General features: G+C 70.9%; 19 protein-coding genes. 6 read left to right on the top strand and 13 right to left on the bottom strand.

Annotated features, from left to right (window positions below; all coding sequences use genetic code 11):
- The first annotated feature begins 1 nt into the window (after nucleotide 1).
- Nucleotides 2-1,096, top strand: coding sequence for a glycosyltransferase family 4 protein (locus BLP38_RS10910; protein WP_091357320.1), 1,095 nt, complete (start codon nucleotides 2-4; stop codon nucleotides 1,094-1,096).
- Nucleotides 1,097-1,102: 6 nt separating this feature from the next.
- Here the strand turns inward: BLP38_RS10910 and BLP38_RS10905 are convergent, their stop codons facing one another.
- From BLP38_RS10905 to BLP38_RS14435, 3 genes are read right to left on the bottom strand one after another with little or no spacing between them, the layout of a single operon-like run.
- The gene (locus BLP38_RS10905; RefSeq protein WP_091357317.1) at nucleotides 1,103-1,315 is read right to left on the bottom strand and encodes a hypothetical protein; all 213 of its coding nucleotides are present in this window, start codon (nucleotides 1,313-1,315) and stop codon (nucleotides 1,103-1,105) included.
- 38 nt (nucleotides 1,316-1,353) lie between these two features.
- Complete coding sequence (locus BLP38_RS10900) at nucleotides 1,354-1,734, bottom strand: hypothetical protein (RefSeq protein WP_091357315.1); 381 nt, start codon at nucleotides 1,732-1,734, stop codon at nucleotides 1,354-1,356.
- 57 nt (nucleotides 1,735-1,791) lie between these two features.
- Nucleotides 1,792-1,926: a hypothetical protein gene (locus BLP38_RS14435; RefSeq protein WP_269457015.1), complete on the bottom strand. Its 135-nt coding sequence runs from the start codon at nucleotides 1,924-1,926 to the stop codon at nucleotides 1,792-1,794.
- A gap of 113 nt (nucleotides 1,927-2,039) precedes the next feature.
- On the opposite strand from BLP38_RS14435, the gene BLP38_RS10895 reads away from it, so the two are divergent.
- Together BLP38_RS10895 and BLP38_RS10890 are read left to right on the top strand one after the other, a co-directional pair.
- Nucleotides 2,040-3,008 (top strand): GlxA family transcriptional regulator, encoded by a 969-nt coding sequence (locus tag BLP38_RS10895; RefSeq protein ID WP_091357312.1) that lies wholly within the window; start codon nucleotides 2,040-2,042, stop codon nucleotides 3,006-3,008.
- Between the two features lie 52 nt (nucleotides 3,009-3,060).
- The gene (locus tag BLP38_RS10890) at nucleotides 3,061-5,271 is read left to right on the top strand and encodes an ATP-dependent Clp protease ATP-binding subunit (RefSeq protein WP_442922926.1); all 2,211 of its coding nucleotides are present in this window, start codon (nucleotides 3,061-3,063) and stop codon (nucleotides 5,269-5,271) included.
- Nucleotides 5,272-5,393: 122 nt separating this feature from the next.
- Here the strand turns inward: BLP38_RS10890 and BLP38_RS10885 are convergent, their stop codons facing one another.
- Nucleotides 5,394-6,710, bottom strand: coding sequence for an HNH endonuclease signature motif containing protein (locus BLP38_RS10885; protein WP_091357307.1), 1,317 nt, complete (start codon nucleotides 6,708-6,710; stop codon nucleotides 5,394-5,396).
- A gap of 166 nt (nucleotides 6,711-6,876) precedes the next feature.
- Between BLP38_RS10885 and BLP38_RS10880 the strand changes: the two genes are divergently transcribed.
- Nucleotides 6,877-7,707 (top strand): UbiA family prenyltransferase, encoded by an 831-nt coding sequence (locus BLP38_RS10880; RefSeq protein ID WP_091357304.1) that lies wholly within the window; start codon nucleotides 6,877-6,879, stop codon nucleotides 7,705-7,707.
- Between the two features lie 25 nt (nucleotides 7,708-7,732).
- Here the strand turns inward: BLP38_RS10880 and BLP38_RS10875 are convergent, their stop codons facing one another.
- From BLP38_RS10875 to BLP38_RS10845, 7 genes are all read right to left on the bottom strand, one after another.
- Entirely contained in the window at nucleotides 7,733-8,860 is a 1,128-nt protein-coding gene (locus BLP38_RS10875; RefSeq protein WP_091357301.1) for an FAD-dependent oxidoreductase, read from the bottom strand.
- Complete coding sequence (locus tag BLP38_RS10870) at nucleotides 8,853-9,545, bottom strand: methyltransferase domain-containing protein (RefSeq protein ID WP_091357297.1); 693 nt, start codon at nucleotides 9,543-9,545, stop codon at nucleotides 8,853-8,855. Before BLP38_RS10870 ends, BLP38_RS10875 begins: the two co-directional genes overlap by 8 nt.
- The gene (locus BLP38_RS10865) at nucleotides 9,542-10,663 is read right to left on the bottom strand and encodes a type III polyketide synthase (RefSeq protein ID WP_091357294.1); all 1,122 of its coding nucleotides are present in this window, start codon (nucleotides 10,661-10,663) and stop codon (nucleotides 9,542-9,544) included. Before BLP38_RS10865 ends, BLP38_RS10870 begins: the two co-directional genes overlap by 4 nt.
- Nucleotides 10,664-10,732: 69 nt before the next feature.
- The gene (locus tag BLP38_RS10860) at nucleotides 10,733-12,370 is read right to left on the bottom strand and encodes a sensor histidine kinase (RefSeq protein WP_091357290.1); all 1,638 of its coding nucleotides are present in this window, start codon (nucleotides 12,368-12,370) and stop codon (nucleotides 10,733-10,735) included.
- A 70-nt stretch (nucleotides 12,371-12,440) separates the two neighbouring features.
- The gene (locus BLP38_RS10855) at nucleotides 12,441-13,145 is read right to left on the bottom strand and encodes a hypothetical protein (RefSeq protein ID WP_091357286.1); all 705 of its coding nucleotides are present in this window, start codon (nucleotides 13,143-13,145) and stop codon (nucleotides 12,441-12,443) included.
- Between the two features lie 60 nt (nucleotides 13,146-13,205).
- The gene (locus BLP38_RS10850; protein ID WP_091357281.1) at nucleotides 13,206-13,778 is read right to left on the bottom strand and encodes a nitroreductase family protein; all 573 of its coding nucleotides are present in this window, start codon (nucleotides 13,776-13,778) and stop codon (nucleotides 13,206-13,208) included.
- Between the two features lie 46 nt (nucleotides 13,779-13,824).
- Entirely contained in the window at nucleotides 13,825-15,189 is a 1,365-nt protein-coding gene (locus BLP38_RS10845) for a glucose-6-phosphate dehydrogenase (RefSeq protein ID WP_091357277.1), read from the bottom strand.
- A gap of 79 nt (nucleotides 15,190-15,268) precedes the next feature.
- Between BLP38_RS10845 and BLP38_RS10840 the strand changes: the two genes are divergently transcribed.
- Nucleotides 15,269-17,071: a glycoside hydrolase family 15 protein gene (locus BLP38_RS10840; protein WP_091357274.1), complete on the top strand. Its 1,803-nt coding sequence runs from the start codon at nucleotides 15,269-15,271 to the stop codon at nucleotides 17,069-17,071.
- Between the two features lie 75 nt (nucleotides 17,072-17,146).
- Nucleotides 17,147-18,532, top strand: coding sequence for a serine/threonine-protein kinase (locus BLP38_RS10835; protein ID WP_091357271.1), 1,386 nt, complete (start codon nucleotides 17,147-17,149; stop codon nucleotides 18,530-18,532).
- Between the two features lie 55 nt (nucleotides 18,533-18,587).
- Here BLP38_RS10835 and BLP38_RS10830 read toward each other — a convergent pair whose 3' ends face one another.
- Both BLP38_RS10830 and BLP38_RS10825 read right to left on the bottom strand, forming a co-directional pair.
- On the bottom strand, nucleotides 18,588-19,679 hold the full coding sequence (locus tag BLP38_RS10830) for an ABC transporter permease (protein WP_091357267.1): 1,092 nt from the start codon (nucleotides 19,677-19,679) through the stop codon (nucleotides 18,588-18,590).
- A complete protein-coding gene (locus tag BLP38_RS10825; protein ID WP_091357264.1) occupies nucleotides 19,676-20,560 on the bottom strand; it encodes an ABC transporter ATP-binding protein in 885 nt (294 codons plus the stop codon). Before BLP38_RS10825 ends, BLP38_RS10830 begins: the two co-directional genes overlap by 4 nt.
- Nucleotides 20,561-20,745 lie beyond the last annotated feature (185 nt).

Raw genomic sequence — 20,745 nt, 5'->3', positions numbered from 1 at the left:
CATGCGGCTGTTCTTCGACGCGCGCTACATCCGCACGGACTTCCACGACGGCATCAGTCGCTACTCGGCCGAGCTCGCACAGGCGGTGTCGGATGCCGCGTCCGCCCACCGGACCGAGGTCACCTACCTGATCCACGACGAGCGGCAGCGGGCCTTCCTCCCGGCCGATGCGATCACCCTGAAGATCCACGCGCCGACGTCGGTGAAGGAACCGTTCTCGTCGCTGCTGCTGAACCGGCACCGACCCGACGTGCTGTTCTCGCCGATGCAGACGATCGGCTCGGCGGGACGTCGGTTCCGCCTCATCCTGACGCTGCACGACACGATCTACTACCGCCACCGGACGCCGCCGCGCGCACTGCCCTGGTACGTGCGTCTCGGATGGCGGCTGTTCCACCTGTCGTACTGGCCGCAGCGGTGGACGCTGAACGCGGCCGACCTCGTCGCGACGGTCAGCGAGACGAGCGCTCGGCAGTTCGCGCGCGTGCGGCTCACGAAACGTCCGGTCGTCGTGATCCCCAACGCGCCGCAGCGACTCGCCGAGCTGCTGCCGCAGGGCACCGCCGTCGGCGCGGGTCCCGTGCGGAACCTCGTGTACATGGGCTCGTTCATGCCGTACAAGAACGTCGAGACGCTCGTCACCGCGATGCGGCAGCTGCCCGACCACACCCTGCACCTGCTGTCGCGTATCTCGCCCGAGCGGCGCGCCGAACTGACGTCCCTGGCGGCGGGAGCGTCGGTCGTCTTCCACGACGGCGTGACGGATGCCGCCTACGCGACGCTCCTGGCCGATGACGCCGCTCTCGTGACGACGAGTCTCGATGAGGGCTACGGCCTGCCGGTCGCGGAGGCTCTCGAACTCGGGGTGCCCGCCGTCGTGACCGACATGGAGATCTTCCGCGAGGTCGCCGGCGACGGCGCGCTGTACGTCGACCCGCTCGATCCGACGGCTGTGGCCGACGCGGTGCGTTCGCTCGACGAACCGGGAGTGCGGGACGCTCTGGTCGAGGCGGGGACCGCCCACATCCGCTCGTTTGACTGGGCCCGGTCGGCGCAGATCCTGCTGGCAGCGGCGATGGACCTCACGCGGCGCTGAGCCGGGTCAGACGCCGCCCGCTCCGCCCGCGTTGTTGCGGTTGTCGACGTAGGTCGCCGTCGCCTTCGCCATGCGTGCCTCGGAGTCGGCGCTGCGCCGAGCGGCGGCACCGTGGCCCTCTTCATCGGTGACGCCTCGGTCGAGGCGCGCGCGTCGGCGCGCGATGAGGAGGCTTGCAGCGACGATCCCGACGACGACGGCAGCGAATCCGAATTCCATGGGCTCAGGCTATCGGCCACGCGGTGTCCGGCCGACGGTCAGAAGAATCGGCCGCCGATCGTCGAGGACGCGAGGCTGAGGACGATACCGACAAGGGTCGATCCGGCGATGCCGATCGCGATGCCGCCGAGGAGTCGAGCCCCGGCATCCCGCCGCGCCGCGATGATGCCCATGACCAGGGCGGCGACCGAGACGGCTGACATGAACAGGGAGAAGACGGCGTTCACCAGTCCGATCGCGGCGGGGTCGTAGATCGCGCGGTAGAGCTGGATCTGGATCCCCGGCCACACGCCCTGCAGGAGGACCGGCACGGCGGCGACGATCAGGGCGACGAGGGCCAGGTTCCTGGCGGACGGGGCGGCGGTCGACGGCGGGTAGGGGTAGGGCTGCGGTGTGTACGGCGGAACGGGCTCGGTCATGGGGTCCTCTCGCGGGGCCCCGAGTCTAGGGCGGTCCGCCGACGCGGGGAAGGGGCGTCAGGGGCACCGGGCGCGGTCGGTGCGAGAGGGCTCGCGGCGGTATCCGTCGACGGCGACGAGGTGGAGTGTGCCGATCACGGCGCCGGCGACGACGATGAGCAGAAGCAGGATGAGGAGGAGTGCGGCGATCATGGCAGGAAGGCTATGCTTGGCCTGATCCTGCCACGAGTGGCCGTATCGTCACCGTTCGTAGGAATCCTGCCAGCGTGCGTCCTGCGCTGGTTCACGTCTCCCGGAGGTCGTCCATGATCCGCACCGTCGCCTGCGTCGTGCAGCCCGGTTTCGCCCCGTTCGAGTTCGGCCTCGCCTGTGAGGCGTTCGGGCTCGATCGCAGCGACGACGGCATCCCGAACTTCGACTTCCGCATCGTGGCGCCCGACCCCGGTGCGGTTCCGAGCAACCTGGCGTTCTCGATCAACGTCGCGGAGGGTCTGGCCTTCGCCGACGAGGCGGACGTCGTCGTCATCACGCCGATTCCGCGAGAGGCGTGGGCGAACGTCGACCCGCGCGTGATCGACGTCATCCGCCGGGCGGTCGGGCGGGGGGCCTGGGTGCTGACGGTGTGCAGCGGGGCGTTCGCGGTCGCGGCATCCGGAGTTCTGTCCGGTCGCCGCGCGACGACGCATTGGCGGTACGCCGAGACGATGGCGAGCATGTACCCCGACATCGAGGTCGACGCGAACGTGCTGTACGTGCAGTCTGATCGGATCATCACGAGCGCGGGAACGGCGGCGGGACTCGACGCGTGCCTCCACCTGCTGCGGATCGAGCTCGGGGCGGAGGCGGCCAACACGATCGCGCGCCGGATGGTCGTGCCGCCGCAGCGGGACGGCGGGCAGGCGCAGTTCATCGCGGCACCGCTGCCCGTGTCGACGTCGCTGTCGCTCACACCGGTGACGGACTGGATGCTGGAGAACCTGCGGCGGGACCTGTCGGTCGATCAACTCGCGGCGAAGGCGCACATGTCGCCACGGACGTTCGCGCGGCGGTTCAAGGCCGACTACGGCACGACACCGGGTGCGTGGCTCGGCCGGCAGCGGATCCTGCACGCGCAGCGTCTGCTCGAGCAGACCGACCTCGGGCTCGACGCGATCGCGTACGAGTGCGGGTTCGGTTCTGCGGCGGTGCTGCGGCAGAACTTCTCGCGGGTGCTGGGGACGACGCCGACGGCGTATCGGTCCCGCTTCGCCTGCGCCGCCGATCTGGCGTCGTGATAAAGTTGAGCCAGACGGACTCAAGTTTCTCTCGATCCTTCAGGAGCAGATGATGAACGCACAACCGGCCCCCGGGCAGGGGGAGCAGGGCAGCGCCCTCGAGCAGTTCGGCATCAACCTCACCGACCGTGCGCGGCAGGGCAAGCTCGACCCCGTCATCGGCCGCGACGGCGAGATCCGCCGCGTCAGTCAGGTGCTCACACGCCGCACGAAGAACAACCCGGTGCTCATCGGTGAGCCGGGCGTCGGCAAGACCGCGGTGGTCGAAGGGCTCGCGCAGCGCATCGTCGCGGGCGACGTCGCCGAGTCGCTGAAGGGCAAGGAGCTCATCGCGCTCGACATCTCCGCGCTCGTGGCCGGGGCGATGTACCGCGGGCAGTTCGAGGAGCGGCTGAAGAGCGTGCTGAAGGAGATCACCGAGTCCGAGGGTCGGGTGATCACCTTCATCGACGAGCTGCACACCCTCATGGGTGCCGGCGGCGGCGAGGGCTCTGTCGCGGCATCCAACATGCTGAAGCCCATGCTCGCGCGCGGTGAGCTGCGCCTGATCGGTGCGACGACCCTCGACGAGTACCGCGAGTTCATCGAGAAGGATGCCGCTTTGGAGCGGCGCTTCCAGCAGGTGTACGTCGGCGAGCCGAGCGTCGAGGACACGATCGCGATCCTCCGCGGACTGAAGGAGCGGTACGAGGCGCACCATAAGGTGGCGATCTCGGATGGCGCCCTCGTGGCGGCGGCGGCTCTGTCGCACCGGTACATCCCGGCGCGACAGCTTCCGGACAAGGCGATCGACCTCATCGATGAGGCGGCGTCGCGGCTGCGTATGGAGATCGACTCGGCGCCGCTCGAGATCGACGAGCTGCGCCGGCACGCGGACAGGCTGAAGCTCGAGGAGCTGGCGCTGAAGAAGGAGAAGGACGACGCGTCGAAGGAGCGTCTCGCGGCGCTCCGCGACCAACTCGTGAAGGTGCAGCAGGAGCTCGACGAACTGCAGGCGCGGTGGGAGCGTGAGCGCGCGTCGCTGAACGCGGTCGGCGACTACAAGACCCGGCTCGATGCGTTGCGCGTCGAGGCGGAGCGCGCGCAGCGCGAGGGCGACCTTGAGCGTGCGTCGCGGTTGCTGTACGCGGAGATCCCTGCGCTCGAGCGCAAGCTCGCCGAGGCGGAGCGTGCCGAGGGCGCGGCGGGCGACGGCGCCGAGCGCATGGTGGGCGACCGGGTGACCGACGAGGACATCGCGGAGGTCATCGCGGCGTGGACCGGCATCCCGGTCGGACGTCTGCTCCAGAGCGAGAGCGCCCGACTGGTGCACCTCGAGTCGGAGCTCGGAAAGCGGTTGATCGGACAGAAGCCGGCCGTGAAGACGGTGGCGGATGCCGTGCGCCGATCGCGGGCGGGGATCAGCGACCCGAATCGGCCGACGGGGTCGTTCCTGTTCCTGGGGCCGACGGGCGTCGGCAAGACCGAGCTCGCCAAGGCGCTCGCGGAGTTCCTGTTCGACGACGAGCGCGCGATGGTGCGCATCGACATGAGCGAGTACGGCGAGAAGCACGCTGTCGCGCGACTCGTCGGAGCCCCGCCGGGGTACGTCGGGTACGAGCAGGGTGGTCAGCTGACCGAGGCGGTGCGGCGCCGGCCGTACTCGGTGGTGTTGCTCGACGAGGTCGAGAAGGCGCACCCCGAGGTGTTCGATGTGCTGCTGCAGGTGCTCGATGACGGCCGGTTGACCGACGGTCAGGGCCGGACGGTCGATTTCACGAACACGATCCTGATCCTGACGAGCAACATCGGGTCGCCGGTGCTGATCGATCCGACGCTGACGGACGAGCGCAAGCGCGACCAGGTCATGGCCATGGTTCGGCAGGCGTTCCGGCCGGAGTTCCTGAACCGTCTCGACGACGTCGTGATGTTCACGCCACTGACAGAGTCGGATCTCGCGCAGATCGTGGAGCTGGCGGTCGATGCGCTGCAGCGGAGGCTGCACGCTCGCCGGTTGACGCTGGCGGTGACGCCGGATGCGCGGGCGTGGCTCGCCGAGCGCGGGTACGATCCGCTGTTCGGGGCGCGGCCGCTGCGGCGCTTGATCCAGTCCGAGATCCAGGACCGGTTGGCAATGGCGCTGCTCTCGGGTGGTGTGCACGACGGCGACGTGGTGCGGGTGGATGTCGCGGTCGACGGGTCGCAGCTGGTGCTGACGAGCAGTGGGCCGACACCTCCGGAGGAGTCCGGTGACGACGTCATCGAGGCGGAGCTGCTCGACTGATGATGCTCGTCTCGCTGCACACGATGCTGTCTCCGGGACGTGAGTCGACCGAAACCGACCCGCATCGTCCCACACGAGGACCGTTGGGCGGGCGCTGCGCGACCTCAGCGCACGCCGAAGCCTCAGAACGGTGCCGGGTCTCCGGGTTGTGCTGTGGCAGGGGTGAAGGCGACGGCCGGGGTGGGGGCGTCTTCTCTGTAGGTCCTGCCGAGGGGTGAGGTCCATTCGAGGACACCACCCTGGAGTTGTCGGACCCGCCAGGCGGTGAACTGCTTCATCGAATGATGCCGCTGGCACAGGTGGGCGAGGTTGCTCAGTTCTGTTTTCCCGCCGAGGGCGTGGTCGTGGGTGTGGTCGACCTCGCAGCGGATGGCCGCGACCCGGCATCCGGGGAACCGGCAATGCTGGTCGCGGGCTTGCAGGAACCTGCGCATCCCCGAGGGAACACGGTAGGAGTCGGTCGCGACGGTGACGTCGGTCGTCGGGTCGTGGAACAGGCGTTCCCAGATTCCGGTCGCACCGGCCAGCACCCGTGCGGTCGCGGGGTCGATCGGCGAGCGGCCGGCGAGATCGCACGGCCCATCATCGGCACCGGTGAGCGTCGCCGCGGGGACGAGTACCTGCACGCGTGCGCGGATCGCCCCGAGGGGTCCGGCGGTGGTGTCGCGGGTGTCGTCGAGCGCCGGGGTACCCGCGAGGAGCAGGTCGGCGAACACGTCGGCGCGGACCTGGTCCGTCGAGCGCGCGTCGGTCGCGACGACATCGGAGTCAGCCGATCGTTCGCCCCGGGTGTCGATGACCGCCCGTGCCTGCTGTGTCAGTCGGTCGTGGATCCCCTCCGCGATCACGGTCGGCAAAGTGGCGATCAGATCCGACATGCCATCGCGCCCGGGCATGAGTCGCACGCACCGACCCGCCGAAGCCTCTTCATGTCGTTCCGCGAACGATCGTGGGTGCATCCGGTGCGCAAGGATCTCGAGCTCACCCCGCACCCGGTTCGGCGTCTCGCCGTCGCAACGTTCGATCGCGATGGCCTCGAACTCCGCCCACATTCCTCCGGGCAAGTTCAGCCCGGCGTCGACGATCGCTTTCACATGGCCTCGGACGATCCGCCCTGATTCCCACGCTGCTACCGCAGCGGGGAACCCTTCGATGATGGTCCGAGCCTCACCGATCCGCCGCTGAACCGCCCGGTCGGTGAGCCGCATCACCCCGGCGACCTCGGCAGAGATCGACCGGAGCACCATGTCGTGCACCTGAACTCTCGCGTTCCGGGGTGCGCCCTGCGCATCAGCCAACCGCCCGGCAGCGGCAAGCACGCGAAGCTCCGCGATCTGCCCCGCAGCGATCCGGCGGCCCACGTCTTCGACGTCCGCGACGATCCCCGCGACGGTGGCGAGATATGACTCTCCACCGGGGGTTTCCATCGGTTCCGTCATACCTGCACTCTCGCACCAACCACCGACATTCAGACCCCGAAAATCACCGAAACCACCCGTTATGAACAACCCCCAGAATGAGAAAGCTCTCACCTATCCGCCCGGCCGACGTGGGACCTGAGCGACCCCCCGGCCGCGCCCTGTCTCAGGCGTGAAAGGATCGAGCATGCGAACCGTTCGGGCCCTGTGGGGTGCCACTCACCCGGGTCCCTCGCTCGTCGTCACGGTCCTGTCTCTCGCTCTCGGCGTCGCTGCCGGGTTGGAGCCGTGGCGGATCGTCGTTCTGGTCGTCGCGGTGTTCGCGGGTCAGATCTTCGTCGGGCTGTCGAACGACGCGATCGACCTGTTCCGCGACGCGACCGTCGGGCGGGCCGACAAGCCGCTCGTCCGAGGCGACACCCGGGTCCGCACGGCGTGGATCGCAGCGCTCATCGCGCTCGGGGTGGCCCTCATCCTGTCCGCGGTCCTCGGCTGGGCCATGCTCATCGCCCACGTCATCGCCCTGGCCTTCGCGTGGAGCTACAACGCGGGCCTGAAAGCGACACCCCTCTCGCTCGTCCCTTTCCTCGTCAGCTTCGGGATCTTCCCCTCACTCGCGACCCTCTCCGCGCCGGTCCCGCAGACCGCAGCCGTCTGGGCGTCGTTCGCCGGTGCGATGCTCGGCGCGGCCGTGCACCTCACGAATGTCCTGCCCGATCTCGAGGACGACCGGCGCACGGGCGTCCGCGGGCTGCCGCACCGGATCGGACCCTCGGCATCCGTCGTCCTGGCCGTCGCCGGAATCGTCATCGCTGCGATCGCCGTCCTCGTCGGCAGTCTGATCGAGGGCGCCGCTCCGGTCGTGATGGCCCTCTTCGCGGTGGCTGTGATCGTTATCGCCGGGGCCGTGATGATCAGGATGCGGCGGCGCGGCGCCGATCGCTCGGGATTCCGCCTCGTGATGGGTGCCGCACTCGTCCTCGCCCTCCAGCTCGTGGTCGCCTCCGGCACGGCATGATCCACGCGCTGTCGTACCCCGACCTTCACCGCCCGGCGGCGTCGAGACCCATCGCGTAGGCGTGCGGGACCAGCGACCCGGTCGCGGTGAGCACGGAGCCGAGCACCCGCGACCGCACCGCGTGCGCACGTCGCGCCACCGGACGGCCGAGGCCCATGTTCACGGCGGCGAGCCGTCCGGCCACGCGGGCCGAGCGGAGGCGATCCCGTTCCCACTCGGCGAGATCCGATTCGGGCGCTGACCCCAGCCGAGTCCACGCCGCGAGCAGCGGGGCAAGGGTCGCGGCATCCAGCAGTCCGAGATTCAGGCCCTGCCCGCCGATCGGACTGATCTCGTGGGCCGCGTCGCCGATCACGAACAGCCGATCGCGGCGCAGCGCGGGTGCCAGCACCCGTCGCACGCCGAACTCGGTCGCGGAGGTGACCAGCTCGGCGGCTTCGCTCTCGCCTCGCTCGCGCATGGCCTCGCGCAACCGTGCCGTGAGAGCGTGCGGCTCGCGCGATCCGCCTGCATCCCACGCGACGAAGCGGCGCTGCCCGTCGGGCAGCGGGAAGGACTCGAGCACCCCTCCGGGTGCGAGATGGACGACCGCGGTCTCGGCGTCCTCGCGCGGCGGGAGGGCGGCATCCGTCATCAGATACCGGTCCGGGTATGCGGTCCGTCGCAGCGCCGTCGAGCGGAACACCAGGCCCCGCGCGCCCACCCCGCCGGCCATGACCACGATCGGCGCGACGCGCTCGCCGTGGTCGGTCTCGACGCGCACCCGGTCGCGGTCGCGCGTCACGCGCGTCACCGTCAGACCGCGCTCAGGCTCCGGACCGTCACCGCGCAGTGCGGCTTCGGTCTCACCCTGCGGCAGCGTTGCGACGTACGGATGCCGCGCGTCGAGGCGGCCGAAATCGACGACACCCAACGTTCTCCCGTTGGTGCGGGCCTCGCCGCGACGCACTCGGACGGCGCGGGTCAGGATCCGCTCGGTCGCACCTCCGGACTCGAGAGCCGCGAGCGTCGGCGCGTGCAGTCCGATCGCGCGGGAGCCGCCACCGGCGGCCGGCCGTCGCTCGAGGACCGCGACGTCGACGCCGAAGCGCGTGAGTTCAGCGGCCAACAGCGTGCCCACGGGACCCGCTCCGACGACGAGGACCTCAGGCATCGCCGTCCGCCACCGCGAGGAGCCGGAACGGAGCCGGCGACGCCACGCGCCACGGCGCCCCGAGCGCCTGCTCGAGCTCTCCCGCCCGATAGCTCCTGCGGATCGACCGCAGGCCGTCGGTACGGAGGAAGGTTCCCCGTTCGAGCGCTGTGATGCCTATGCCGTACAGCGCATACGCGAGCGGTCCGCGCTCGATGTCGGCGTGCATGACGGTTCCCGACGACAGCGCGCGCGTGTCGTCGGCGAAACCCGCGAGCTCCTCGGCGTCCAGATGGTGGAGCACGTGGTTGGACAGCACGAGGTCGAACGTCTCGCCGGCATCCCGGAGCCCGGCGGCATCCGTCGCGGCGAACGACACGGTCGCGCTCTCGCGCGTCCGGGCGACCTCGAGCGCGCGCGGGTCGGGATCGATCCCGAGCCACGTGACCTCGAGACCGTCGCGCTCCGCCCACTCGGCGAGCCGCGCGACCACGTCGCCGCCCCCGCTGCCGACGTCGAGCACGCGCGCCGGTCGTCCGAGGTCCCTGAGGCGGGGACGGATGCCGCGTCGCCAGACCCTGCCCCACCCGCCGATCGCGCGGTTCACGAGATCGAACCGGCGCAGGGTCGCGGCGAGGGCGACGGGGTCGCACGCGGGGTCGTCCATCAGCTCCTGAAGCGCGGTGTCGCGCGCGGCGAGGTTCACGCGGCGGCCCGTCGGAACGTCAGTCGAGCGGCCTCGAGCGTCAGGCCGGGCCCGAACGCGAGAGTCGCCACGCGGTCGCCGTCGGCGAGGTCCGCTGCGAGCAGTGCTTTCAGGATGAACAGGATCGTCGCGCTCGACATGTTGCCGTAGTCGCGCAGCACGTCACGCGAGACGGTCAGGGCGTCGCCCGGCAGGTCGAGACCGCTCTCGACGCGGTCGAGCACGCTGCGGCCGCCGGGGTGCACGGCCCAGGTCTCGACGCCCTCGTCGCCGAGGAACGACTCCACCGCGCCGCGGATCTCCCGACCGATGATGCGCGGCACCTCGGCGGACAGGACCATCTCGAACCCCGTGTCACCGATCGTCCAGGCCATGTCCTTCTCGCCCTCGTCGGTCAGCACGGTCGCGAACCGATCCAGCTCGAACGTCGCGCCGGTCGCCCGGGCGACATCCGCGCTGACCACAGCAGCGGCCGCGCCGTCGGCGAAGACGGAGGCCGAGACGATCTCGTCGTGATCCGCCGGCGTTCGCACGTGCAGTGAGCAGAGCTCCGCGCAGACGACGAGCACGACCGCGTCGGGGTGGGCCGCGCAGATCTGGCTCGCGGTCCGGAGAGCGGGCACTGCAGCGGCGCACCCCATGAAACCGAGGTGCGACCGCGCGACCGTCGTCGGGAGGCCGAGATCGCGCACCAGGCGGTAGTCCGGTCCCGGCGCGAACATGCCCGTGCACGAGACGGTGACGACGTGCGTGACCTCGGCAGGATCGACGGATGCCGCGGCCAGGGCGTTCCGCGCCGCCTCGGCGAACAGCGGCGGCGCGAGACGGATGTAGGCGTCGTTGCGAGCGCCGGTCGACGGAGCCAGCAGAGTGCCGGTGTCGGTGACCGTCGGCATCCCCTCATCTTCGCGGGGGAGGGCGGTCGCCGCCGCTGCGGCGGCCAGATCGTCGAGCACGGTGTGCCGCGTTTCGATCGCGGAGGCGTCGAACGCGGCGCCGATCAGTCGCTTCGTCAGACGGTCGGCGCCGGGCTGCCCGGCGAACAGGTCGCGCACCTCGTCCTGTCGCAGGCGGGCGCGGGGCACGGCGGTGCCGATCGACAGGATGCGCGGGGTCATGGCCTCACCGTAACCGGCGAACGCGCGCGCGGCGTCGCGGGTTGACCGCGGCGATTCTCTGTGTGGGGTCTACCGCTTCGTGCGCCGGGGCAGGCAGACGGTGAAGGTCGCCCCCATGTGCGGCGCGCTGTCGACCCGCACGCTTCCGCCGTGCGCGACGACGATCGCCCGGAGGTTCGTCAGTCCGAGCCCGAAGCCCTGGATTTGGCGCGCTCGGGCGTCCGCCGTCCGGTAGAAGCGGTCGAAGGCACGCCGCTGCTCGGCGTGGTCGAGTCCCACGCCCCTGTTCGACACGGCGATCTCGACGCCTTCCTCGTTCGCCCGCGTCGTCACGGTGACGACGCTGTCGGCGTCGCCGAACTTGATCGCGTTGGTGAGGAGCTCGGTCACGCCGACGAGGAGCTGACGTTCGTCTCCTTCCGCCGTGATCGCGGGCGGCCCCGCCACCTCGACGCGCATGCCGCGGGCGGATGCCGCGCCGCGCACCTCGTCGACCGCGTGTCGCGCGATCGCCGCGATGTCGAGCTGGGCGATCGTCAACTCCTTCACCGTGTCGGTCGCGTTCAGGAGGTCCCCGACCCGGTGGAAGAGGTCCTCGGTCTTACGCGAGACGATCTCGATGTAGCGCTGCAGCTTCTCGTCGCTCGGGTCGGCGGCGTCGGCGAGCAGATCGAGGAAGCCGGTGATGCTCGTGATCGGCGTGCGCAGTTCGTGCGACACCGTCCGGAGGAACTGCTCGCGCACCTCGACCGCATCGGCGAGTTCCGTGACGTCGTAGGCGACGATGACGGTGCCCAGCAGGCGGCCGTCCTCGCTATGGACGCGTCCCGAGGACGCCAGGATCGCGACCTGCGCGCCCGCGGGACCGAGCCACTCGACGTGATTGGCGATGGTCTCGCCGCGCAGCGCCCGCGGGATGATCTGCTGGTCGTACGGGATCCGGCTCACGCGGTCCTCGGCGAGCACGTCGTCGCCGGCGTAGGGCGGCTCGTCGAGGCGGAAGCCGACCATCTCCACCATCCGGTGCGCCAGGGCATTCGCGACGTCCAAGCGTCCCTCCTGGTCGTAGAAGGCGACGCCCGCGTTGACGGTGTTGAGGATGCCGAGAGCGATCGCCTCGGCATCCTTCGCCTCCCGCAGGGCCTCGTCCTGTGCACGGAACGACTCGGCGAGGCGCCGCGCGTTACGGCGGAGGTGTCGTGCCGCGACGAAGACGAGGATCGCGATGCCGACGATGAGGGCAGGGAAGGCGAAGATGTTCGCCCACTCGGCTGCGGACGCCGGCCACGCCCCGCTGTGGACGAAGCGGTAGGCGATGATGAACACCGATCCGACGATCCCGACCGCCATGCCGTACCAGGGGAACCCGTAGGCGAGCCACAGGACCGGGAACAGCGCCAGCACGGTGACGGCCGGGACGAACGTCATGAGTTCGGCGCGCAGAAGCGCCACCGCGACGATGTCGGCCACCGCGACGGTGATCATCCACGCGCGCGAGATGCGTTCCCAGGGGATGACGAGAGCCGAGGCCGACGCGGCGGCGATGACCACGTAGGCCGTGATCGTCGTGGGCGTCGACAAGCGATCGGGCTGGGCGATGAACGCCACGACGAGGATGACCAGCGTGCCGAGGACGAAAGGCAGCTGCGCCCGCAGGAAGACGCGCACCCGGCCTGCCGGGGTCGCTTCCATCTCGAACAGGGGCATCGTCGCCTCGTCCTCCTTCGGCCCGCACGGGCCGGTACCGGAAACGTACCCCACCGCGAGCGGATCGCAGTCAGCGCGCGGCGACCCAGACCTCCACGCCGCTCTCCCCGAGCGTGAAGTTGATGGCCGTGCCGAGGGCGTAGGCATCCTTCGCGGCCTCGGGGCTGAGGTCGCTGACGACGGCCGTCACCGCGACGGGGAACGGGCCCGCCCCGCACGTCGACAGGGTCTCACCGACCTCGGGCTGCGCGGCTTCCTGCGGGCTGACGATGCTGAGGCAGCGCACCGGGTTCGGGTCCGCCGGCGTGCCGACGACGGTCGCGAAGACCGAGAAGCCGCGGAAGTCGGCGTAGCGACGACTGTTCGAATCGCTCTCGGGCGGCCATGCCTCGAGCTGCGTCAACGTCGCCACCTGCTCCGCGTCGGGATAGCGGGGCGCCTCGCGCGGGATCGACAGCGTGATCGCCACGGTCCCGGCCACCAGCGCGGCGGCGCTCGCGACGAGCCCGAGGTTCGTCGCCCAGCGCGGCCAGCGTCGGGGCGCGCCGTACGGGCGCTCCGGGTCGACGTCGGGGGCCGTCGTTTCCGCCGCGGGCGCCGTCTCAGGGGCATCGGCCGCGTCCTCGGCGGGCGGGCCCTCGTCGGGGCGTTCCGCCTCGCGGGCCTCGAGCTCGCGCAGGCGCGCGACAGCAGCGGCATCGCCTGCGATGTCAGCGCTGCGCCCGTAGGCGCGCTCGCGCAGTCGGGCCAGCTCGGCGGCGTCGTCGTCGTCCATCGGGACCACTAAACCAACAGTTCGACCCCGCCGGGCGCAAGCGGCTGTCGCCGCGCCGGGTCAGTCGTCGACGAGGATCGACTCGGCGACCGGTCGGCGCTCGCGGGGAGCCTCCTCGCGGGCGCGGAGATCGTCCGATGCGGAGTCGATGTCGCCGAGCGGGCCGACGGCCATCACCGTGACTGCACGCTGGTCCGCCGCGAGGTCGAACGCCGAGGCGATGTCAGCGGGGCGGAACCCGCCCATCTGGTGGGTGCTCAGTCCGTTCGCGTGAGCCTGCACCGTGAAGTGCGCCGCCGCCTGGCCGACGTCGTACGTCGCCCAGCGCAGCTCCTTGCCGTCCTGCTCCGTGGTCGCGACGAACACGACCAGGGCGGCGGCGTCGGCCGCCCATGCCCGGTTGAAGCCCAGGAGGCTCTCGACGACGACGGCGTGGGATGCCGAACCTCGCCGCGCGACGATGAATCGCCACGGCTGCGTGTTCGAGGCCGAGGGCGACCAGCGGGCAGCTTCGAGAGCGGACTGCAGAGCCTGCTCGTCGATCGGAGCGGAAGCGTCGAAGATCCGCGTGCTCCAGCGCTCGGTCAGGACGTCGAGGATGGGTGCGTCGGTGGATGCGGTGCGATTCGGCATCCGTCTATTCCATCACCGCCGACGATGCCTCGGCGTCATCACGTTCTCAGGACGTCGCCCAGTCAGCCGGCCCCGAGGTTCCCGCGGCGTACTCGTCGAGCGGGACGCGACCATCCCGCCACGCGTCGATGACGGGTTGGACGATGTGCCAGCAGTCGACCGCGGCGTCGGCGCGGACCGACAGCATGGCGTCGCCATCGAGGATGCCGGAGAGCACCTCGGCGTACGCCTTCAGGGCGCCCTCGCCGAGGTGAGCCTCGAGTGTCGCCTTCTCGAGCTCGAGCGGGTCGGCCTCGCCGTTGACGTTGAGGTCGAGCGAGATCGAGTCGGGTCCCAGCGAGAACCGCAGCACCGTCGGACCCGGGTCCCCCGTGAACCCGCCGGGCAGGTGTCGGACGGGGTGGAAACGGACCTCGACCTTGGCCTCGGCGTCGCCCAGAGCTTTGCCCGAGCGGAGCGTGATCGGGACTCCCTGCCACCGGGCATTCCGCACCTCGACGGTCATCTCGGCGAGCGTCTCGGTCTCGCGGGTCGGGTCGACGCCCGGCTCGTCGACGTACGACGGGAAGTCCCGCCCCCCGACCGTCCCTGCGGTGTACCGCGCCCGCCGCGACGAGGCGGCGGGGTCGTCGCCCCAGATCGCCGTCGCCCGGAGGGCGGCGCCGGTCGCGTCGCGGAGGTCGCGTTCACCGAGGGATGCCGGGGGTTCCATCGTCACGAAGGCCATCACCTGCAACAGGTGGCTCTGGATCATGTCGGTGAGCGCGCCGGCCTTGTCGTAATAGCCGGCGCGTCCCTCGAGGCCCAGCGGCTCATCGAACTGCACGAGGATCGACGCGATGTGATCGGCCGACCAGGCGGGTTCGATGAGGCGGTTCGCGAAGCGCACACCGAGCAGGTTGAGCACGGTGGAGCGGCCGAGGAAGTGGTCGACGCGGAAGACCTGGCCCTCGGGCACGAGCTCGGCGAGCGTCGCGTTCAGGTGCTCGGCGCTGGCCGCATCGAATCCGAACGGCTTCTCGAGCGCCAGGATCGTGCCGTCGGGGATCGTCACCGAGCGGAGCGCGTCGCAGGCCTTCGCCGCGACCGCCGGCGGCACGGCGAAGTAGAGGGCCGGCCGCCCCTCCGCAGCGTCCAGCAGCTTCTGCAACTGGTCGGGATCGGTGATGTCCGCCTTCGTGTACGTCGTGTCCGAGAAGGCGTCGAACGCGGACTCGGACCCCGTGGTCGCGAACGCCTTCCGCACCGTGTCGCGCCAGGCGTCGTCGCTCCAGTCGTCCGCACCCGCACCCGCGAGGCGCACCTTCCGCTCGGGCTCGTGGACGAGGAGCTGTCCGAGCGCGGGGAGGAGCAGCCGGGAGGTGAGGTCTCCCGACGCGCCGAGGATGAGCAGGGTCGTGTCGGCCGTCATGGGCGTCACCCTAACCCGCGGCGGCCCGTCGGAGCGGCGAGCGAACCGTCTCTTGCCCCACCGGGTGCCGCGCGTGACAATGACGACGATGTCCACCCCGATCGAGTCCTACGCCCTGCTGAGCAACTGCCGCACCGGCGCTCTCGTCTCCGATGCCGGGAGCATCGACTGGCTCTGCCTCCCTCGCTACGACGACGCGTCGATCTTCGGTGCGCTGCTCGGCGATGAGCAGCACGGCCGCTGGAGTCTCCGCCCCGCCGACCCCGCGGCGGCGGCGACGCGGCGGTACGACGGCGACACGTTCGTGCTCGTGACGCGCTGGCGGAGCGCGGAGGGCGTCGCGGATGTCATCGAGTTCATGCCGGTCGACGACGAGGCGGATGCCGTGGTCCGCCGCGTCGTCGGCATCGAGGGGACCGTGGCGTTCGAGAGCGAGCTGCTTCTGCGGTTCGACTACGCCCGCGCGCTGCCCTGGGTGCGCCAGATCGGCGACCACGATGCTCCCGTCCTGCTCGCGATCGCCGGCCCCGACGCCGTCGCGGTGCGCGGTCCACGGCTGCATCCCGACGGCACGACCCACCGCGCCGCCTTCAGCGTGAGCGAGGGGCAGACGGTCGACTCGGTGCTCACGGGGGACCGGTCGTACCACCGGCATCCCGTCGCGATCGACGTGGATGCCGCGCTGCAGCGCACGCGGACCTGGTGGACGGACTGGGCGTCCCGCGTCGAGCGCGGCGGGCCGTGGCAGGCGGCGCTCATGCGCTCGATGCTCGTCCTCCGCGCGCTCACCCACCCCGAGACGGGCGGGATCGTCGCCGCCGCGACGACGTCGCTGCCCGAGGACCCGGGCGGCTCGCGCAACTGGGACTACCGATTCGTCTGGCTGCGGGACGCCGCACTCACGCTCGAGGCCTACCTCGCCCACGGCTACACCGAGGCGGCGAGGCGGTGGCGGGACTGGCTGCTGCGCGCCGTCGCCGGGGATCCGGCCGACGTGCAGATCATGTATGGCCTCGGCGGCGAGCGAGACCTGCCCGAGCGCGAGCTCGCGAGCCTGCCCGGCTATCAGGGATCCGCGCCCGTCCGGATCGGCAACGGCGCGGTCGACCAGTACCAGGGCGACGTGATCGGGGAGGTCCTCGTCGCGCTCGAAGCCGCACGACTGGCCGGGGTCACCGAGACCCCGTCGTCGTGGTCGTTGCAGCGGGCGCTCCTGGCGCAGGTCGTCGAGTGGGTCGACCGGCCGGACAACGGTATCTGGGAGATGCGCGGCGACCTGCACCACTTCACGCACTCGCGGGCCATGGTCTGGGCGGCGCTCGACCGTGGCGTCAGGGCGGTACGCGAGCACGGCCTCGCGGGAGACGCCGACACGTGGGAGCGGCTGCGGGATCGGGTGCGCTCCGAGATCAACGAGACGGGGGTGGATGCCGCCGGCCGCCACTTCACGCAGCACGACAGCACTGACGAGGTCGACGCCTCGCTGCTGCTCCTGCCCGTCGTCGGCTTCTGCGCCGCCGACGACCCGCGGATGCTGGCCACCGTGGCTCGCATCGAGCGCGACCTGCTGCGGGACGGCTTCGTCATGCGGTACCGCACGTCCGCGGGGACCGACGGGCTTCCCGGCGACGAGCACCCGTTCCTCGCATGCTCGTTCTGGCTCGTCGAGCAGTACGCCGCGACGGGGCGCGTCGACGATGCGACGCGCCTCATGGACCGCCTCTGCGCCGTCGCGAACGACGTCGGCCTGCTGTCGGAGGAGTACGACCCCGGGGCCGGGCGCCACATCGGCAACACCCCGCAGGCACTCAGTCACCTCGCGCTCGTCGGCGCGGCGGATGCGCTCGCCGGGCACACGGGCCGCGCCGCGCACCGCACCTGAGCCGGGTGGGGAGCATGTCGGGTCCAGGCGACCACCGGTAGCCTCGACGGCGACAGAGTGAGAGGAGACGACGCGATGACGGAGACACCCGAGCCGCTGCCCGGCGACATGCTGGCGGAGCGCTACCGCCTCGTCGCGCAGATCGGGCAGGGCGGCATGGCGCGCGTCTTCCGCGCAGACGACACCGCACTCGGTCGCACCGTGGCCGTCAAGGTGCTCCGCCCCGCCGTCGAAGAGGCGGTGAGCGCCCCCGAGCGGGCGCGCAGCGAGGTCACTCTGCTGGCGTCGCTCAACCACCCGTCGCTCGTCACGCTCTTCGACGCGCACCTGACCGGCTCACCCGACTATCTCGTGATGGAGTTCGTCGACGGTCCGACCCTCAGTGCCCGCATCGCCGAGGGGCCGGTGCCACCGGCGGAGGTCGCGACCCTCGCCGCCGAACTCGGTGAAGCCCTCCACGTCGTCCACGGCTCCGGCGTGGTGCACCGCGACGTCAAGCCGTCGAACGTGCTGCTCGCTCCGCCGCACCTGCCCGGTGGGCGTCCGCGGGCCAAACTCGCGGACTTCGGCATCGCGCTCCTCCTCGACAGTGCGCGGGTGACGACGCCCGGCACGATCATCGGCACGGCCGCGTATCTCGCGCCCGAGCAGGTGCAGGGGCGCGACCCGGCACCGGCATCCGATGTGTACGCCCTCGGTCTCGTGCTGCTCGAAGCCCTCACGGGCGAGCGCGCCTATCCGAGCACCGACGGCGTCAGTGCGGCCATCGCCCGCCTGACCACGCCGCCCGCTGTCCCCGACACCCTCAGCGCGGGGTGGCGTTCGCTGCTGTCACGGATGACGGCGACTGCGCCCGAGGATCGGCCGACGGCTCTCCAGGTGGTCGAGGCCGCCGAACGACTGCGGGCGGAGCCGGTCGACGGTGCACCGCCGCTCCCCTCCGTCCGCGCCGCGGTCGCTGCCGGCATCCCGATCGCGTCCGTCGCCGGTGCGGAGGCTGCGCGAGACGAGGAGAAGGCGGGGGATGCCCCGACCCGCCGCTACCCGAGCAGCACCCCGACAGCGGCGACCGTCGCGCTCGCCGGTGAGGCGGCTCCCGGTGCCGCGAGCGACGGCACCCCGACGCGGCGGTCCCGACGCCCCCTCGTGATCGGGCTCGCCGTCGGCGCGGTCGCACTGATCGCGGCGGGGAGCATCTGGGCCGGATCGCTCGCGGGATCGCCGCAGCCGGTCTCGACCGATCCTGCGCAGACCGTCCCGCAGGAGTCCACTCCCGCCGAGGTCGTGTCGACCGATCCGACGCCGACCCCGACCGTCTCGACGACGAACGATGATCCCGCTCCCGACGACAAGGCGGCCGACGAAGCGGCGAAGGATGCCGAGAAGGCAGCCAAAGAGGAGCAGAAGCGCGCCGAGCGCGACGAGAACAGGGACCGCAAAGGGCCGAAGGACAAACCGTGAACGACGAGACCGCCCCGCCGCAGAAGCGGCGGGGCGGTCTCGTTTCGAGGACGACTCAGCGCGAGAGCGCGTCGCGCAGCTTGACGCGGGCACCCATGCGCAGGAGCGAGTTCTCATAGATCTTCGCGCCGACGAGGATCGCGCCGATGCAGGCGGCCAGCATGACGAGCAGAGCGAGGAGCGGCTCCCACCACTGCGCCTCACCGACGAAGATGCGCACCGGCATCCCGACGGGAGCCGAGAAGGGGACGTACGACATGATCGTCAGCACGACGGGGTTGTCGTTGAAGAAGATCACGAGGAAGTACGGCGCCATCACGATGTAGGTGAGCGGCGTGATCGTCGGGCCGATGTCCTCCTGGCGCGACACCAGCGCACCCGCCGCGGCGAACAGCGCCGCCAGCAGCACGAAGCCGAAGAGGAAGAAGACCGCGAACCAGGCGATGGGGCCGCCGAGCCCGGCGATGAGGAAGTCCTGTCCCGTCACGGTCAGCCCGATGATGGCCACCGCGGCGATGCCGACGATCTGACCCATCGCCAGGATCGTGTTGCCGAGGACCTTGCCCGCCAGGAGCGCGCGGGTCGGGATCGCCGAGATGAGCAGCTCGACCACACGGGTCTGCTTCTCCTCGACGACGCTCGTCGCGATCGTCGTGCCGAAGGTCAGCGCTGCGGCGAAGAACACACCGCCGAAGGCGATCGCGATGATGTACCGGAGGAACCCGTCGGTGCCCGCCGGCTCGAGGATCTCGACCTCCGGGGCGATGCTGAGCTGCTGCAGGAGGGTGTTCGACACCTGCTCGTCGAAGACCACCGTGTACCCGAGCGGCTCGTCGCCGCCGGGGATGACGGCCGCATCGACGGTGCCGTCGCGGACCAGATCACGTGCCTCGTCGGCGGACGCGGCATCCGTCACGTCGAAGGCCTCGGGGTCCGTGATGGCCGACGCCGTCTCAGAGGTGACCGCGATCGGCGTGCGGCTGTCGCTCTGGGCCGAGAAGCCCGCCCAGAGAACGCCGGCCAGCACGATCAGGAACATGACGGCGGTGGAGATGATGAACGACTTCGAGCGCAGCTTCGAGCCGAGCTCGCGCTCGGTGACGAGCCAGACGCTCTGACCGAACGAGGGGGAGACGGACGTGTTCACTGGATGACCTCCGTGAAGATCTGGGCGAGGGTGGGGCGGCGCGGCGCGAACGTGGTCACGTCGCCCGCGGCGACCGCGCGCTGCAGGACGCGCTGGACGGTCTCGTCGGAGTCGGCCTCGAAGAGGGCGTAGCCGCCGTCGAAGTCGACGACCTCGACGCCCGGCTCGTCGCGGAGCCAACCGGCATCCGTTCCCGAGACGAGCTCGAATCGGCGGGTAGCGTGCTCGGCGCGGAGTCCCTCGCGGGTGCCGGCCGCGCGGATCGTGCCGCCCGCGATGATGACGAGGTCGTCGCACAGACGCTCGACGACGTCGAGCTGGTGCGACGAGAACAGCACCGAGACACCCTGCGCCGCGCGGGTCTGCAGGACGTTCGCGACGACGTCGACGGCGATCGGGTCGAGGCCCGAGAACGGCTCGTCGAGGATGAGGACCTCGGGGTCGTGCACGAGGGCGGCGGCGATCTGCGCGCGCTGCTGGTTGCCGAGCGAGAGGGTCTCGACGTTGTCGGTGAGGCGCTCGCCGAGTCCCAGCTCTTCGAGCAGGGCGGTCGCGCGGGCCGCGGCATCGGTCTTCGAGAACCCGTGCAGGCGGGCGAGGTAGACGATGTGCTCGAGCACCTTCATCTTCGGGTACAGCCCGCGCTCTTCGGGCATGTAGCCGAACAGGCGGCGGTCGGCGGCGGTGACGGGCTCGCCGTTCAGGGTGACCTCGCCGGCGTCGCGGCCGAGCACGCCGAGCATGATGCGCATCGTGGTGGTCTTGCCGGCGCCGTTGCCGCCGACGAACCCGGTCAGCCGTCCGGGTGCGACGTCGAAGGCGACGTCGTCGAGGACGCGCCTCGATCCGTAGCTCTTGGTGATCCCGCGTAGCTGCAGCATCCGTTCCTCCTGTGATCGGTGCACCACCGGCGGTGGCACGTGTCCCACGCTAGGGAGATCGGATGCCGCGGACCTCCCCCCGGCGGGTGAAACCCGACCCCGCCGCGCGGGGGAGAGTGCTTGTCGGTGCATTCATAGGAATACGGATGCCGGGGCTCCCGTTGGAGTCTGCGATGCCCTCCGGC

This window comes from Microbacterium sp. LKL04 (genome assembly GCF_900102005.1).
GTDB lineage: Bacteria > Actinomycetota > Actinomycetes > Actinomycetales > Microbacteriaceae > Microbacterium.
This window is presented reverse-complemented; position numbering and strand designations above follow the sequence as displayed.